15 protein-coding genes are annotated in these 14,625 nt (G+C 31.7%); 3 read left to right on the top strand and 12 right to left on the bottom strand.

The window, feature by feature from the left end; genetic code table 11:
• The first annotated feature begins 33 nt into the window (after positions 1-33).
• On the top strand, positions 34-264 hold the full coding sequence (hfq, locus tag BLV37_RS05185; protein ID WP_091728307.1) for an RNA chaperone Hfq: 231 nt from the start codon (positions 34-36) through the stop codon (positions 262-264).
• A 195-nt stretch (positions 265-459) separates the two neighbouring features.
• Positions 460-1,773: a methionine gamma-lyase family protein gene (locus BLV37_RS05180; RefSeq protein ID WP_091728234.1), complete on the top strand. Its 1,314-nt coding sequence runs from the start codon at positions 460-462 to the stop codon at positions 1,771-1,773.
• A 21-nt stretch (positions 1,774-1,794) separates the two neighbouring features.
• On the opposite strand, the gene lexA is transcribed toward BLV37_RS05180, so the two are convergent.
• Complete coding sequence (lexA, locus tag BLV37_RS05175) at positions 1,795-2,418, bottom strand: transcriptional repressor LexA (RefSeq protein WP_091728232.1); 624 nt, start codon at positions 2,416-2,418, stop codon at positions 1,795-1,797.
• Positions 2,419-2,579: 161 nt separating this feature from the next.
• Between lexA and BLV37_RS05170 the strand changes: the two genes are divergently transcribed.
• Positions 2,580-2,882, top strand: coding sequence for a LysM peptidoglycan-binding domain-containing protein (locus BLV37_RS05170; RefSeq protein WP_091728230.1), 303 nt, complete (start codon positions 2,580-2,582; stop codon positions 2,880-2,882).
• Between the two features lie 53 nt (positions 2,883-2,935).
• Here BLV37_RS05170 and BLV37_RS05165 read toward each other — a convergent pair whose 3' ends face one another.
• The 11 genes from BLV37_RS05165 to BLV37_RS05115 form a co-directional block, all read right to left on the bottom strand.
• The gene (locus BLV37_RS05165) at positions 2,936-3,913 is read right to left on the bottom strand and encodes a tyrosine recombinase XerC (protein ID WP_091728227.1); all 978 of its coding nucleotides are present in this window, start codon (positions 3,911-3,913) and stop codon (positions 2,936-2,938) included.
• Between the two features lie 540 nt (positions 3,914-4,453).
• Positions 4,454-4,651, bottom strand: a complete 198-nt coding sequence (gene thiS, locus BLV37_RS05160) for a sulfur carrier protein ThiS (protein ID WP_091728224.1) — start codon at positions 4,649-4,651, stop codon at positions 4,454-4,456.
• A 16-nt stretch (positions 4,652-4,667) separates the two neighbouring features.
• Positions 4,668-6,824 (bottom strand): aldehyde ferredoxin oxidoreductase family protein, encoded by a 2,157-nt coding sequence (locus BLV37_RS05155; RefSeq protein WP_091728222.1) that lies wholly within the window; start codon positions 6,822-6,824, stop codon positions 4,668-4,670.
• 19 nt (positions 6,825-6,843) lie between these two features.
• A complete protein-coding gene (locus tag BLV37_RS05150) occupies positions 6,844-7,236 on the bottom strand; it encodes a 4Fe-4S binding protein (protein ID WP_091728219.1) in 393 nt (130 codons plus the stop codon).
• A 29-nt stretch (positions 7,237-7,265) separates the two neighbouring features.
• Positions 7,266-8,414, bottom strand: coding sequence for an NAD(P)/FAD-dependent oxidoreductase (locus tag BLV37_RS05145; protein ID WP_091728217.1), 1,149 nt, complete (start codon positions 8,412-8,414; stop codon positions 7,266-7,268).
• A complete protein-coding gene (locus BLV37_RS05140) occupies positions 8,407-8,685 on the bottom strand; it encodes a (2Fe-2S)-binding protein (protein ID WP_091728214.1) in 279 nt (92 codons plus the stop codon). Before BLV37_RS05140 ends, BLV37_RS05145 begins: the two co-directional genes overlap by 8 nt.
• 4 nt (positions 8,686-8,689) lie before the next feature.
• Complete coding sequence (locus BLV37_RS05135) at positions 8,690-9,178, bottom strand: 4Fe-4S binding protein (RefSeq protein ID WP_091728211.1); 489 nt, start codon at positions 9,176-9,178, stop codon at positions 8,690-8,692.
• The gene (locus BLV37_RS05130; protein ID WP_091728208.1) at positions 9,179-10,267 is read right to left on the bottom strand and encodes an NAD(P)/FAD-dependent oxidoreductase; all 1,089 of its coding nucleotides are present in this window, start codon (positions 10,265-10,267) and stop codon (positions 9,179-9,181) included.
• On the bottom strand, positions 10,254-10,571 hold the full coding sequence (locus tag BLV37_RS05125; RefSeq protein ID WP_091728205.1) for a (2Fe-2S)-binding protein: 318 nt from the start codon (positions 10,569-10,571) through the stop codon (positions 10,254-10,256). Before BLV37_RS05125 ends, BLV37_RS05130 begins: the two co-directional genes overlap by 14 nt.
• A 269-nt stretch (positions 10,572-10,840) precedes the next feature.
• A complete protein-coding gene (locus BLV37_RS05120) occupies positions 10,841-12,613 on the bottom strand; it encodes a sigma 54-interacting transcriptional regulator (protein WP_091728202.1) in 1,773 nt (590 codons plus the stop codon).
• A 211-nt stretch (positions 12,614-12,824) separates the two neighbouring features.
• Positions 12,825-14,360, bottom strand: a complete 1,536-nt coding sequence (locus tag BLV37_RS05115) for a sodium/proline symporter (protein ID WP_091728305.1) — start codon at positions 14,358-14,360, stop codon at positions 12,825-12,827.
• Positions 14,361-14,625 lie beyond the last annotated feature (265 nt).

Genomic DNA, 14,625 nt, shown 5'->3' with positions numbered 1-14,625 from the left:
TCTATAAGGGGAGGGAAAAAAGTGAAAACTACTATGAATTTGCAAGATGTTTTTTTAAACAAAGTAAGAAAAGAAAATACTGTTATTACAATTTTTTTATTAAATGGTTATCAACTAAAAGGCCAGGTGAAAGGCTTTGACAATTATACAATAGTTTTAGATAGTGATGGTAAACAAAATTTAATATACAAGCATGCTATCTCAACTATTATACCAAGTAAATCTATCAGTTTTATGAATAAAAGCAGTGATAGCTTTGAATAGAAATTTCTATTTACAGTATACAAAGCCTTTTAAGTATATTAAGACTTAAAAGGCTTTGTTATATAACGAATAAGAAATTCTACTTAATATAGAGTACCAAGAAAAGCTTCTTTATTTTCAATGTCATTATTGTTCTGATTGAAACTGTTGTTATCATATGTTACAATACATAAGATAACAATAATAGAAGGTGATATGTTGAACAAGTATACAATAGATATATTATGTAAACAATATGCGATTGGTGAAAATATTATCAATTATGTATTAAGCAAAGATGAAATTCTTAAAAAGAACTATTTAACTCACATTGAAGAAGTCAAAGAATATAATCAATTTAAGATTATACATGCAATGCAGAAGGCTAGACTAAATGCTACTCATTTTAATTGGACAACTGGCTATGGATATGATGATGTGGGAAGAGAAAAGGTAGAAGAAATATATTCGTATGTATTTAATACTGAAGATGCTTTAGTAAGACCTACAATTGTTTCGGGAACACACGCAATAACCCTTACATTGTCTGGTATATTAAGACCAGGAGATGAGCTTCTTTCAATAACTGGAAGTCCTTATGATACTTTACAAAAGGTTATTGGAATAAAAGGTAAAGAGAAGGGCACACTTATTGACTATGGTATTAAGTATAGAGAAATTTCTCTTGATTCAAAGGGAAAAATAGAAATTGAAAAAGTGATTCAATCAATATCAAAGGATACTAAGCTAATATTAATTCAAAGATCTACAGGATATAGTGACAGAAATGCCATAACTATAGATGAAATAAAAGAGGCTATAGACAAAATTAAGGCATTCAATGATAAAGTAATTATTATGGTTGATAACTGCTATGGCGAATTCATTGAAACTAAGGAGCCTACAGATGTAGGAGCAGATATAATGGCCGGCTCTCTTATCAAAAACCCAGGTGGAGGTATATCTTTGTCTGGAGGATACATAGTAGGTAAAAGAGACTTAATAGAGCTAGTTGCTAATAGAAGTACAGCTCCTGGAATAGGTAAGGAATGTGGCTTAACTTTTGGCACCACTAGAAACACCTTACAAGGTCTTTTTTTAGCACCCATGATAGTAGGGGAAGCATTAAAAGGAGCCCTTTTAACTGCTTTAGTATATAAAGGCTTAGGATTTAGAGTAGTACCAGATATTAATCATAAGCGTAGTGATATAATACAAGCAGTAGAGTTCAAATCCAGAGAAAAAGCGATTAAATTCTGTCAGGGAATACAAAGCGCTTCTCCGGTTGACTCTTTTGTAACACCTGAGCCATGGGAAATGCCTGGATATGAGGATGAGGTAATAATGGCAGCAGGGGCTTTTATACAGGGTTCTTCTATAGAATTAAGTGCTGATGGTCCAATGAGGGAACCTTATTTTGCTTATTATCAAGGTGGATTAACTTATAGCCACTGTAAGTTGGGAGTAATGATGAGTTTAAATAATTTGTATAAAAATAATTTAATAGAAAAAGATAAGCTGGTTTATTAAGCCAGCTTATCTTTTTCTACTTTACTTTATCTTACGAAATACTCCTGTTACTTTACCTAGAATCGATACATTTCTTGTTATGATAGGTTCCATAAATTGATTTTCAGGCTGTAGCCTTATATGGTCTTTTTCTTTAAAGAATCTTTTTATAGTTGCTTCATCGTCTAAAAGAGCAACTACTATATCACCATTATATGCAGTGTTTTGCTGTCTAACTAGCACAAAATCTCCATCTAAAATGCCAGCTTCAATCATGCTATCTCCTCTAACTTTTAACATAAAAACAGATTCTTTTTCTACAAAGTCAATAGGTAAAGGAAATGAATCTTCAATATTTTCTACAGCTAATATAGGTTCCCCAGCAGTAACTTTGCCAACTATAGGTACATTTATTATTTCCTTTCTTGGAAATGGAATAATATTGTCAACTCTATCTAAAATTTCAATCGCTCTAGGCTTAGTAGGATCTCTCCTTATATAGCCTTTCTTTTCAATTTTTTCAAGATGCCCGTGAACAGTAGAGGTTGATTTTAAGTTGACAGCCTTACAAATTTCTCTTACTGCAGGAGGATATCCTTTAGAATATATTTCACTTTTTATGAACTCAAGTATTTTTAACTGAACCGACGATAAGTCTTCATACATAATGGAACCTCCCAACACTCTATTTTCTGCTATTATAACATATATATAAATAAATAGCAAACATTTGTTCTATATTTTTTTAAAAAGCATTGACAAGGAACACATGTTCTATTATACTAGAATTAAAGAACAAATGTTCTACAGATAACGGAGGTATAGCTATGAAACGTAAAAGAATTAGAATAGCAAATAAAAAAAGATTTACTATTTTTTTATCCTTGGTATTTTGCATTATAACTATTTTAACAAGCAATATATCTAAAATAAGTTTAGCTTATAGTTCAAATAATAATAACTACAAAGAAATGGCCATAATTTCTGGTGATACGCTTTGGGAAATAGCTAAAAGAAATAATCCCTATAATCAAGATGTCCGAAAGATTGTCTATGAAATAATGGAATTCAATAATATGAAAACAGCAGAAATAAAAGCAGGCAGTGTTATAAAAATTCCTACATACTAACATAAATCATAAAATAGGCCCTCAGATAATAGAGGGTCTATTTTACGCCAATATTACTTACTATCATTATCCTGCTGTTCACGTATTTTATTGGATAGGGGATTGCTTTTTACGGCTTTTCTTAATCTTTCATCGTCAATGTGAGTATATATTTGAGTTGTAGATACATTTTCGTGACCTAAAATTTGTTGTAAGGCCCTAATATCAACATTCCCATACTTATACATAAGAGTTGCTGCAGTATGTCTTAGCTTATGTGTAGAATAAATCTCAGTATCTAAACCAGCATCTTTAATATATTTTTTTACTAAATATTGTACAGTTTTATTGCTAATTCTGCTTTTCCTATTGCTTAAAAACAAGGCGTTTGGTGTTTTTACTCCTTCTGTAGGTCTTACTAATAAATAATCCTCGATAGCTTTTATACATGCATCATTCAAGTAAATTGTTCGTTCCTTGTTTCCTTTACCTACAACAGTTAAAGTATCTCCTTTGATCTTGTCAATATCTATACTAACCAACTCTGAAAGTCTTAGACCACAATTTAAGAACAGTACAATAATAGCATAATCTCGTTCTTTATAGGTTCCATCTATTGAATCTAGCAGGTTTTCTGCTTCCTCTAGCGAAAGATAAACAGGATGTCTAACATTTGTTTTTGGTGATTCTAAATCTAGGGCAGGATTATTATCAATAATTTTAACCTTTGTATTCAAATACTTAAAGAAAGACCTTATACTAGCAACTTTCCGAGCCTTAGCATGATTTTTGTTGTTACGATCCTTATCAACAAAAGATATAAATGCATATAGGTCTTGTAATGTGACTCTTTGAATTATACTTTCATCTACATCAGATATATTTATTTCGTCAAAGGGAATACTTTTATCAACTAATTTATATCTGAGCTTTAAAAACCGAAAGAGGGTACGTAAATCAAAAAAATACTCTTTTGTTGTGTTTTCAGATTTTCCTTTGATGGTTTCTATGTAGTTTAAAAAATCTTCTAATATTATTGGTAGATTATCCATATTTTCACTCCTTATTATACAAAATATACATTTTGTATAATAATATTCTACATTTTTTCGCAAAATCCTTCTACATAATCTACATATTTTAATATTATTTTTTTAATCTCTATAGTTTTCATATAATTTAGTAGAAGATTCACCGAATATTATAATCTGTTATTTAAAAAAAGCTCGTCACCATACATATTTTCAATCCTAAAAATGTTTTTCAACTAATTCATTAGATTTCTTACTATAACAATATCAAAATTCGCTTATTGGGCCTTAAAATCCATTTTAAACGTTTTTAGATGCATTTTGATATAAAACCATTATAAAGAAAAAATAAACGCCTTATAAGTCAAATGTAAGCTTGATTTATTTTTGAAATATAATAAAATTGCACTTTGATAATAAAACTTGATTTAAGAAGCTCTTTTTATTCTTTAGTCTTACAAATTGTTTTAATTAAAGCAAAGACAAGTTAACATAATTTTTTTATGTTAACTTGTCTTTGAATAAGCTTCTTTTATATTACACTAAATATTTTGTTACATTTTAACCTCCAGCTAATAAATGAATGACCTGTATTTCATCTCCATCATTTATTAAGACATTTGCATATTCTTGCTTAGGTATTAATTTGCCATTTACCTTTACAATAATCTTAGGAAAAGTATATTTCTTCATATCAAGAATTTCCTGTACAGTTAAATGCTCTTTCCATTCATGCTCCTTACCATTTATTAAAATCATTTTGTCCTCCTGTAAATTAGAGATGCTTTTCTACCACCTCTATTAATTCTGGTAAGTCCATTTTTATTTCCTTTAATTTTTCTATAGTAGGTATGCCATCCATTGTCCAACCTCTTCTTTTATATACTGCGTCTATTAGTTTTTCATATTGTTCTTCTCTATAGGCCCTAAGAATTTTAATTTTCTCTTCAGTGAACTTTCCAGTTGGATCATAATTTAATTTCTCCCTAAGCTGGTTATCATATCTTTCTTTCCTTGATTCATATTCTTCAACTGTTACAGGGCCTACAGAACGGTATGGGACTTTATCGTTTTCTCGTTTACCATAACCCATCCTTATATTAAAAATCCTTTGAAAATTGTACACTCTTTCTGATTGTACTATTAACTCTTCCTTATTAATATTATTACCAGTCATAGCATTGTACAAATCTACATAGTTTTGTACATGCTCAGGTATTTTAGCAGGCTCATCAGCAGAAAAATTACTAGCAGGTACAATATCATTCCATGGTAGCTTACACAACCCCATGAGACCAAACCAGGTTCTAAACATAGGGAAATAATGTAATGCTTCAGCTTTATCTTCAAAAGTTGGTATTTGATTGTTGACCATATCCATAAATATTAACCAAGCTTCGTCATGCTGAGGACCTTTATTTGTTAATCCATAACCTCCCTGCTGTGCAAGAGATTCTTTAGGCAGGTACTCAGAATACTCAAGTCCCTTCTGTTCCATACCAATATCCTCCAGGAAATCTTTGTCTGCACCGTACTCTTCAACAAATATCTTTTTAAGTTTTCTAATGCCTAATCCTGCTAATTTACCAAAACCTTCTCCCCTAGACATTTGATGAAGAAGTTCCATTGCAGCATCCTTATTGCCAAAAGTTAGTTCTAAGCCACCAGTAATATCTTTATCAATTATTCCATTTTCGTAGCATTCCATCAAAAAAGCTGTTATTGTAGCAAATGAAATAGTATCAATACCATATGTATCACAATAAAAATTACATTCTAATATATATTCAGGGTCAAAGATGCCACAGTTAGCACCTACGCCTGCTGCCGTCTCATACTCTGGACCATCAATTGTAACCTTATCCCCTTTATATGGTCCTGTTTTTAATTCATAGCCATCTGCTGCTTTAGCACATGATAAGGAGCAGCCATACCAACAACCATCAGGTTTACCTTGTGTTAAATAATTATCTCTAAATACATTAGAAGCAATTTTATAAGTATCTTTATGGCTTCCGTATTTATAATTGTGAACAGGCAATAGATCATATTCATCCATTACCTCAATTATATTAGCTGTCCCTACCTGTCTCATTCTGCACTGCTCATCATCAAATCGATTTATTTCTCTATGAAGTCTTAATCCGGTTCTGTTAATTTTAGCTTGATCTGCAGGGTTATTTAAATCACCTTTAACTCCATTAAACTTTACTACTAAAGCCTTAATATTCTTATCTCTAAATACTGTACCTATTCCACCTCTACCTGCCTGTTTAAGTCTTGTTACTTTTCTTCTTACATCATAAAAAGTAAAGTTTAATAATCCTATTAAAGTATTTTCCGCTGCTGTTCCTGCAGTTACAACAGCTATGTTTCTTTTATCCTCCTCGGAATCAGCATACATTTCTGTTAGCTGTTCCCCTAATACATGTGCATCTATAGCTTCTAGTGGAGCTTCCTCTATTCTTACAATGCCCTCGTTTCCATCAATATACACTACTACATCATTTTCTGCCTTTCCCTGTACCTTTAAAGCATCCCAACCAGCAAATTTTAATAGTGGTCCAAAATATCCACCTACATTACTATCTATAGGTATTCCAGTAAGTGGCGATATAGTAACTACCAAAGACTTACCTGCACCTGGATATTGAGTAATTCCTCCTATAGGACCGCTAGCAATCACTATTGCATTTTCTGGATCTGTCCATTTTGTCTCTGGACCAACACTATCCCATAGATACCATAGTCCAAATCCTTTCCCACCTATAAGTTTTTCTTTCATCATCTCTGTAACTGGCATAGAACTAATTTCATTGTCCGATAAGTTTATATACAAGCTTCTATTCGCATAACCTTTTTCAATTTTACCAAGCTCATATTTATATTCTTTAAGCAATCTTCGACTCTCTCTTAGTGCATCTATCGTCAATAGACTCTCCCCCTTAAAATTACATTGATATATCTTCTATATAAATTGCATTTGCAGGGCATTTTTTAACACATAATCCACAAGATATGCATTTAAAAGGCTCTGTAAGCTCATCGTGATAGAACATAGCTCCTTCATTACAAAATCCTACACACATTAGACAGCCTACACAGATATCTTTTCTTATTCTAACAATTCCTCTATTATCCCTATAAATGGCCTCTACTGGGCAGATATCAATACATTCTCCACATTGAGTACAAGTAATTATTTCATTATTCCCATCAACTATTTCAGTTACTTTTAATGAAGCTTTTTTCAAATTTTTTTCTTTAAAGTATGCCTGAGAACAAGTTTCTTCACACAGATGACATCCTATACAACGCTCTTCTATTTTTGCTAAAACCTTCAAAATACCACCTCCAATTAATATAAAAGTTATTAAACCACAGAGGGTTCAAATACAAGCTCACCTTTTTCAAATCTATCAAGATTAAGCTTACTAATATCGATTGTAGTTTTCTCTCCTAATATTTGTTGCGAAACTAATAATCCAGTCATAGGTCCAAGCATAAAGCCATGTCCACTAAAGCCTATAGCAAGATAAAAGCCTTCTAAGTTTTTTACTGGACCATAGATAGGATGCTTATCAGGGGTCATATTATATAACCCTGCCCATTGCCTTATAACTCTAAGCTCACCAATAGGAGGCAAGAGCTTAGTAGTCGTTTTGGCCATTTCATCTAAGAATTGCCAGCTTGATGTTGTTCTTAAATCCTTAGGTTCATCCTCATCCCCCCTGCCCATAATAAATGACCCATGTGGCGTTTGCTGACAATAAATATTTAAGGAAAAAGACATAACCATAGGTTCTTGCATTGGTTCTACAGGCTCAGTTACTAGTATTTGGTGTCTTTCTGAATATACAGGTATGTCTATATTGACCATATCCGCTATTTTCTTAGAATAGCCTCCTGAAGCATTAACTACTATATTAGTTAATATTTCGCCTTTGTTAGTAATAACTCCTTCTATTTTTCCGTTTTTTGCTTTGATTCCTATGACTTCTGTAAATGTATATATATTAACACCTAATCTCTTAGCAGCCTTTGCATAAGCATCTGTAGTTAAAAAAGGATTTAAATGACCATCCTTTTGACAGAATGTTGCACTTTTAATTATTTCAGTATTTAAATAAGGAACTATTTCAGCAGCTTCCTTTGGAGTTAGATATTCTACCGGTATGCCTAATGACTTTTGAAGCTCAACATTCTTTTTAAATTGAGCATCCTCTTTTTCTGTAGATGAAACTATTAAATATCCTCCTTGCTTAAATTCAATATCACCATCATATTCTAGTTCTTCATTTGCTTTTTCAAAAAAATTTATGCTTTCCATGGCTAAAAGACAATTCATTTCAGTTCCCCACTGTTGTCTTACACCTGCTCCACATCTTCCTGTGGCCCCACTTGCTATATAGTTTTTCTCAAGTAATACAATATTCTTGACCCCTTTTTTAGCTAAATTATATGCTATTGAACATCCTGATATTCCTCCACCTATAATTACTACATCAGCAGTTTTAATCATAAGCTCCACCTCCTGATACAATTTGTTTTAGCTTTATTCCTGTAACAGGAGGTCTACTTACACTAACTTCTAATTCGGCTATGCTTCTCCCAGTATAGTTTGCAATTTCTCGCAATATAAGTTGGCTACAGGTTCTTCCCTGGCAGGGTCCCATACCAGCTCTAGAAATTCTTTTTATTTCATCAACTGTTCTATATCCTTCTTGAATTAATTGTCTAATTTCTTCTAAAGTTATGTCTGAGCATCTACAAATTATTGTTTCATTACTCATAGGCTTAGTCCCCCAATCTTATATTTCTAAACTCATATAAAAACTCTCTATTAACTACTATATCAATAATAGCTGTTTTATCAAAAAATTTTGGCCTTCGTACATCAGCTACCTTAACATCTGTAATATATTTACCTTCTCTGTCTAAGCCTTTTACAATATCTCCTTTATTAGGAAGAGGCAAAAATTCAAAGGGTATTTTAAATAAAACCTCCTTATTTGAATAACTTCCATCTACAACCATGATTGCTAACCCTGGGCATTTTCCTACACATATACTACATCCATTACATTCTTCTTCATTAAGTGAAGGTAAGTCATTGATATCGTACATTGGATTCATAGCCTTCCTAATACAAGAAGTAGAACATGGATTACAAGGAATATGCTGAAAGCATTCTATTATAGCAATCGGTCCTTTGTTTATTCTTTCTATGCTTGGAAATGCATTTTCAATCAAATTCCTAGTCGGCACTCCTGTAAACTCAATCATCTATATCACCTCTCTTACAACTTTGCTTATTCCTGTTCTTATTTTTTCTCCTGCTGTGCCTGAGCGTAAAGAGTCAAGCTGTAAAATATAATCTCTTTTTAATTCAATATAGTTTTCATGCTTATTGCCGATATTTTTTGAAGCACATAATCCAGCTAAATATCCTTCAACCATTGCACTACTAGCTTCTTCAACACCTGACACGTCACCTGCTACATAGATACCTTGCTTTGTTGTTTGATAATCTTCATCTCTAATTGGCACTAGCCCACCTAACTCTGGTATGTATTTCGTTTTACAGCCTGCTTGCATAATTAATTCTGTTAGAGGGGTAAGTCCTACAGAGATACACATAACATCAACACTAAATTCTATTTCCGTGCCTTCTATTGGTTTCCATTCATGATCTAATTTCCATATTACTGCTTTTTCTAGATAGTCATTTCCTATTGCTTCTTTTACAGTATATCCTGTTAATATAGGAACTCCCATTCTTCTTATTTTAGATGCGTGCACAAGATATCCGCCAATTTTTGAAGAAGCATCAATTATGGCTGCTACTTCTACACCAGCCTGCATAAGCTGATAACTTACTATAAGTCCAATATTGCCTGCTCCAACCATCAATACCTTTTTTCCAGGCTTTATTCCATACACGTTCATGAGAGTTTGAACAGCACCAGCACCATATATACCTGGAAGATCATTATTAGGAAAGGCTAAAACTTTTTCGCTAGCACCTGTAGCCATTATAGTAGCACTAGGTTTTACCTTTATATAATTATGATTATAATCTATAGTTAATACTCCATCTTCATATAAGCCTAGTACTGTGGCATCAGTCATTATCTCAATATTACTTTTATATGTCATTAAATCATTTAGTAAAATTTTGGATATCTCTACTCCTCTTTTAGATGCATATTGTTTTTCTGAACCAAAAAACATATGGGTCTGCTTAATTAATTGCCCACCTAAATTTTTATTCCTATCAATTAAAAGTACCTTTGCGCCACTAGATGCAGCACTAATGGCTGCACATAAGCCTGCAGGCCCACCTCCTATTATTGCTATATCAACGTATTTCATAATCAATAACCCCCTTGCCTTCTTGGATTTCAACTGACATGCCTTCTTTAAGCTCAGTAATGCATGTTCGTACATTTGGTTCTCCATTTACAATCATAATGCAAGAAGAGCAATTTCCAATAGCACAATAAAATCCTCTAGGCCTGTGTTTAAATAGGCTTTTACCTAATACTTTTATCCCTGCTGCATGTAATGCAGCAGCAATGGTTTCACCTTCATAGCCCTCTAACTGATTACCGTTAAAAGTAAAGTTAATTTTTTTACCTCTACTAAATTCCAAAATGGGATGCTCCTCAATCCTCACAATCTCTCCCCCTTACAAAATACAGAATAAATATTATTACTATCCCTTTAGAATTTATTAAGCAAAATATGTACCAATTTGAAACTGTGTTAAATCTCTATTTTATCAGTTTAGGTTCAAAATGTTTTTGCAATAGTCAGAAAATTGACGTATTTTTAGTGTTAATATTATAGAAAAGACTATATAATAGATATATCAACAGTACAAATTAAAAGCTATAAGAAAACCGTCAATTTTTTGACCCATAGTCCAAAAACTGACGGTTTTAATTATGCTTCTATATTGTGTTTTTTCATCTTAAAATACAATGTACTCCTTGGAATATTAAGAAATTCAGCTGCTTTTTTCTTGTTGTAGTTGCTATTATTTAAAGCGTTTAATATTAGTTCTTTTTCTTTGTTATTCATTTTATCATTTAGGCCTGTTGAATTTTGCCGTAATGTAGATAATATGTCCCAGTTTTGGGCAGTTAAATCATTTGGAAGATAACTAATGTCAAACTTATTATGCTTTGACAAGATTACAATTCTCTCAATAAGATTTCTAAGTTCACGTATGTTACCTTCCCATTCATGATTTATTAATATTTCCATTGTGTCTTGAGGCAGTTCAATTATATTAGTGCCGTAGGAAATACAAAATTCTTTAATAAATTCATTTGCCAATAGAGGTACATCTAGTTTTCTTTTTCTTAATGGAGGAAGATCAATAATTACTGAATTAAGTCTATAATACAAATCCTTTCTAAATAAACCCTCATTCATAAGCTTTCTTAAATCCTTATTTGTTGCAGCGATTATTCGTACATCTATTTTAACAGAGTTTTCGCTACCAATTCTAGTTATTATGCCATCCTCAATTACTCTTAATATTTTAGGTTGCATATTTAAAGGCATATCTCCAATTTCATCTAAAAATATAGTTCCTTTATGTGCAAGCTCAAATTTACCAGCTTTTCCTTCTCTAGAAGAACCGGTAAATGCACCTCCTTTATACCCAAAGAGTTCACTTTCCATTAATTCTCCAGGTATGGCACTACAATTTATTGGAACAAAGTATCCTTTACGACCACTCTCCATATGTATAGCTCTTGCAAACACTTCTTTACCAGTACCACTTTCACCTGTTATAAGCACATTAATTGTAGACTTTGAAATATTCTTACTAAACTCAATAATCTCTCTAAATTTCTTGTCATTACCTATAATTTTAGAAAAGGCAAATCTACTTTCATTTAAATTTGAAACTTGATCTTCAAGGACCTGTAGGTTTAACTGTGTTTTGTTCAGTAGTTCAGATATTCTTATTAATTCAGAGATATCCTTATCACAGCTTACCCCTCCTATAATTTCATCATTATCTAGTAATGGTTTAGCACTAATTATGTTGTAGCAACCTTCTCTAGGACTATTAAAAATATTCTCGTAAGTATTGCCTTCTTCTAATACTCTAGGTAATAAAGCACTTGGAAATATCTCTTTTATATTTCTATTAAATATATTTTCTTTTTCTATTTTGTATAGATTTTCAGCGCTTTTATTCCATACCAATACATTTAAATCTTTATTAACCACACATATTGCATCATGTATATTATCTAATATATTGACAAACAAGCCTTGTGTTTTGTTAAGTAGGTTGTTATAAAAAATTATCATATCTTTTGGACAAATTATCCCTCTAATATTGTTATCATCATATACAGGAATAATCTTATTGTAGCCTTTTATAAACAAGCTAATTACTTTGCCTACAGTATCATCTGTTTTTATAGTTTCAAGCTCAGTAAATTTATTATTTTCTAAAAATTTATCTAGAGATATATTTTCATGTATAATATTAATTAAATCTATAAAATCAATCAGAAATTCAGTATTGTTTTTTCTTTCATCATTGTCTGTTATAACAACACAATCCACTTCAGATTCTTTCATTCTTTTAATAATATCATTAGGACTATCTGTTTTACTCACTTTTAATATTTTGTTTTTCATAATATCTTTTACCTGCATATTGTCTAAAATAGCGTTGATAAGCTGCATAAACTCACCCCTAGCTATATAATATCAAAGCCTAATACTTTTTTAAAGTAGTTTAAAACTATTATGTATAAATATGTGCAAAATACAAAATCTTCGCATCCAATATAAATAGAGGTCTAGTTCATATCCTATACCTCTACTATGTTTTCTATTAAGCTATTACTTTACGTTTTTGTTGGTATAAATTATATAATAAAACCAAGTGTAGATTTTAATTTATTGTTTCATATGTTATAACACGCTCAAATTCATCTAATACATCTTGAGGTGGTTTTTCAGATATAGTTGAAACAATTACAATAACAATACAGGATATTAAAAAAGCTGGTAGCAATTCGTAAATACCAAATATTCCTCCCATTGGTTTAATAATCAGCTTCCAAATAAAGACCATAATACCGCCAGATAACATGCCTGCAAGGGCGCCGGCTCTTGTAGTCTTTTTCCAGAACAGCGAAAATAACATAGTAGGTCCAAAAGTTGAACCAAAACCTGCCCAAGCAAAAGAAACTAGGGTAAAAATAATGCTATTTTCATCTAAAGCAATGAATATTGAAATAACAGCTATTGAAATTAAAGTGATTCTAGTTACATTTAAGACTGTTTTATCAGTAGCATTTCTTTTCATAATACCTTGATAAATACTTTTTGAAAAAGCTGAGGCAGCAATAAGTAAATATGAATCTGATGAGCTAATAGTAGCTGCTAGTATACCTGCCATAATAACTCCCGCAAATAAAGGTGCAAAAAACTCAGTAGACATTAAAATAAACACGTTTTCAGATAAGCTTTGTGTTAGAAGAGCATTAGGAAATAATGTTCTACCTATAAGACCTATTGATACAGCTGCAGTAAGAGAAATGACAACCCATACAGTTGCGATTCTTCTTGATAAAGTAAGCTCGTTTGAATTTCTAATAGCCATAAATTTTAATAATACCTGTGGCATACCAAAATATCCTAAGCCCCAAGATAGGGTAGATATTATAGTTAAAAGTCCATAGGTTCCAGCTTCACCAAATAAAGGCTTACCGGTTTCTCCAATTTGTTGGACACCATCAATAAGCTTAGGTTGTGCGATTCCAAAGAAGTCAAAAAATCCTGGTATTCCCTTTATGTTTTCAACAATAGCTGGGATACCTCCTGCAATAGTAATACCAGTTACTAGCACAGCCACTAATGCAAAAATCATTATAACTCCTTGCATAAAATCAGATGCACTTTCTGCCAGAAAGCCGCCTATAAAAGTATATAGAACTACAAATAAGGCTCCTGCTATCATCATGTAAATATATTTTATACCAAACAAGGTACTAAATAGTTTACCTACTGTGACGAAACAACTTGCTGCATAAACAGTAAAGAATATTAAAATAAAAATTGCTGCTATTGTGGACAAAACTTTTTTTTCTTCTTTAAATCTGTTACTAATAAAATCAGGAATTGTTATGGAATCTCCTGCAATAGTTGAGTATCTACGAAGCCTTTTAGCTACAAACAACCAATTTAAATATGTCCCTATGCCAAGGCCTATTGCTGTCCACATTGCATCGCTTAATCCAAACCAATATGCAACTCCAGGTAGTCCCATCAATAGCCATCCACTCATATCAGAAGCTTCAGCTCCCATTGCAACAACCCATGGTCCTAATGACCTGCCACCAATAAGATAGTTTTCGCTACTTTCACTAGCTTGCTTTGCATAATATACTCCAATACCAATAATAACTGACATATATAAAAGCATTGCAATAAAAATTTGTGTTTTTCCTTCGCTACTCAATTAAAATCCTCCTTTCTATTTTCATTTATATTATGGAATATTTATTACTTTCAAACATATTAACATAGTAAACATGCTATTATCAATGTTAGATATATTTTTAACGATACTTTATTGAGTTATTAGTATAAAACCTTATTTAGAATATATTTTGAAAATAAAATCTTCATAGAGCTTACTTCAAAAATAAAAGATATGAGTAAATAATCTCATATCTTTTATTATGCCT

Source organism: Proteiniborus ethanoligenes (assembly GCF_900107485.1).
Classification (GTDB): domain Bacteria; phylum Bacillota; class Clostridia; order Tissierellales; family Proteiniboraceae; genus Proteiniborus; species Proteiniborus ethanoligenes.
Note: the sequence above shows the minus strand (reverse complement) of the source record. Positions and strands in the feature narration are given on the sequence as shown.

Bases quoted from the DNA above. Each gene is read 5' to 3' on its own strand.
- BLV37_RS05145 (WP_091728217.1), bottom strand. From the start codon at position 8,414: ATGATTAAAACTGCTGATGTAGTAATTATAGGTGGAGGAATATCAGGA.
- hfq (WP_091728307.1), top strand. From the start codon at position 34: ATGAATTTGCAAGATGTTTTTTTAAACAAAGTAAGAAAAGAAAATACT.
- BLV37_RS05135 (WP_091728211.1), bottom strand. From the start codon at position 9,178: ATGATTGAGTTTACAGGAGTGCCGACTAGGAATTTGATTGAAAATGCA.
- BLV37_RS05115 (WP_091728305.1), bottom strand. From the start codon at position 14,360: ATGCTTTTATATATGTCAGTTATTATTGGTATTGGAGTATATTATGCA.
- BLV37_RS05170 (WP_091728230.1), top strand. From the start codon at position 2,580: ATGAAACGTAAAAGAATTAGAATAGCAAATAAAAAAAGATTTACTATT.
- BLV37_RS05130 (WP_091728208.1), bottom strand. From the start codon at position 10,267: ATGAAATACGTTGATATAGCAATAATAGGAGGTGGGCCTGCAGGCTTA.
- BLV37_RS05140 (WP_091728214.1), bottom strand. From the start codon at position 8,685: ATGAGTAATGAAACAATAATTTGTAGATGCTCAGACATAACTTTAGAA.
- BLV37_RS05120 (WP_091728202.1), bottom strand. From the start codon at position 12,613: ATGCAGCTTATCAACGCTATTTTAGACAATATGCAGGTAAAAGATATT.
- thiS (WP_091728224.1), bottom strand. From the start codon at position 4,651: ATGATTTTAATAAATGGTAAGGAGCATGAATGGAAAGAGCATTTAACT.
- BLV37_RS05165 (WP_091728227.1), bottom strand. From the start codon at position 3,913: ATGGATAATCTACCAATAATATTAGAAGATTTTTTAAACTACATAGAA.
- lexA (WP_091728232.1), bottom strand. From the start codon at position 2,418: ATGTATGAAGACTTATCGTCGGTTCAGTTAAAAATACTTGAGTTCATA.
- BLV37_RS05180 (WP_091728234.1), top strand. From the start codon at position 460: ATGTTGAACAAGTATACAATAGATATATTATGTAAACAATATGCGATT.